Genomic DNA, 1,738 nt, shown 5'->3' with positions numbered 1-1,738 from the left:
AGTCCACCGCGCCCTGACATCTCGCGTACGCGCACCTGTGTCGCGCCCGCCGTCCGTACTAGGCTCGGAGAGTCCTTCTCCCCCAGGCGGTCCTGCCGCGATGAGGTGCTATCCGTGTCTTCCGTTCCTTCCTCCGAGACCTCCGACCCGCGCGACGACGTGAACGCCGCCGAGGTCGATCCCTCCGCGGCCGCCGAGATCGATCGCGTCGACCCGTCGACCGGCGATGACGCCGTCGTCGAGGCGTCCGCCGCCGCCGATGACCTCGTGACGACGGATGCCGGCTCCTCCGGCGACGACGCTGACGCCGCCGCCGGAGAAGAGGCGAGCGACGAGCACGCGGCCGTCGACGCCGCGGACGACACCGCCGAGCAGCCCGCCGACGAAGAAGTCGCCCCGAACGAGCCCGTCGCCGACGAGCCCGCCACCGAAGCCCCGGCCGACGCGCAGCCCGCCGCTTCGCCCGCCGTGCGCCCGACTCCCGGCGCTCGCGTCCCGGGACCGCCGCCCGGCAAGACGGCGTCGTCGACCGCTACCGAGCCGTGGGGTCGCGTCGACGACGAGGGCACCGTGTCGGTCCGCGAGGCCGACGGTTGGCGCGTCGTGGGCCAGTACCCCGACGGCACCCCCGCCGAGGCTCTCGCCTACTTCCAGCGCAAGTTCTCGGATCTGGCCGGCGAGGTCACCCTGGTTGAGACCCGTCACCGTCGCGGCGGAGCCTCGGCATCCGATCTCCGATCCACCGCCAAGGCTCTGCGCGCCAAGCTCGACGGTGCCGCCGCGGTCGGCGACCTCGCGGCGCTCATCGCCCGGGTCGATGCGCTGACGGCGGAGCTCGCCGAGGCGAGCGAGACCGAGGCGGTCGCGGCCAAGCAGGCGACCGAAGAGGCCGTGCGCGAGCGGACCGCGATCGTCGAAGAGGCCGAGGCCCTCGCCGCCCGCGACCCGCAGACGGTGCAGTGGAAGCAGATGACCGCCGACATGGCGGCGCTGTTCGACCGGTGGCAGGCCCACCAGCAGAACGGTCCGCGACTGTCCAAGTCGACCGCGCAGCAGCTGTGGCGCCGTTTCCGCGACGCCCGCGCGACCGTCGACCGTCACCGCCGCGAGTTCTTCTCGTCGCTCGACGAGACGCACAAGGCCGCCCGCGAGGTCAAGACCCGCCTGGTCGAGCGCGCCGAGGCCCTCGCCCCGCGCGGCGAGGACGGCATCGGCGCCTACCGTGATCTGCTCGACGCGTGGAAGGCGTCCGGCCGCGCCGGTCGCAAGGTCGACGACGCGCTGTGGGCCCGCTTCAAGGCCGCCGGCGACGCGCTCTACGGTGCGCGCATCGAACGCGAGTCGGCCGAGACCGAGGCCTCGAAAGAGAAGATCGAACAGAAGCGCGCGCTCCTCGAGCAGGCCGCCCCGATCGTCGACGAGAAGAACCTCGCCACGGCGCGGCAGAAGCTCACCGCGATCCAGCGTCAGTGGGACGAGATCGGCCGGATCTTCCCCCGCGACAAGGAGCGCGCCCTCGACGACGAACTGCGCAAGATCGAGCAGAGCGTGCGCACGCGCGAGGACGCCGACTGGAAGCGCAACGACCCCGAGCAGAAGGCGCGCGCGAACGACATGACGCGCCAGCTGACCGACGCGATCGACAAGCTCGAGGCCGAACTGGCCGAGGCCGAGGCGCGCGGCGACCAGCGGGCGGCGAAGCAGGCGGCCGAGGCCCTCGAGGCGCGCCGCACCTGGC

The 1,738-nt window shown here is 73.1% G+C and carries 1 protein-coding gene; it reads left to right on the top strand.

The annotated features are described in order from the left end of the window. Positions 1–114: 114 nt before the first annotated feature. Positions 115–1,738 (top strand): DUF349 domain-containing protein (locus tag DBR36_RS06940; protein WP_258222609.1); only part of this gene is annotated, 1,624 nt, incomplete at its 3' end.

The sequence above is a fragment of the Microbacterium sp. HMWF026 genome (genome assembly GCF_003061325.1).
In the GTDB taxonomy this organism is placed as follows: domain Bacteria; phylum Actinomycetota; class Actinomycetes; order Actinomycetales; family Microbacteriaceae; genus Microbacterium; species Microbacterium testaceum_E.
This window is presented reverse-complemented; position numbering and strand designations above follow the sequence as displayed.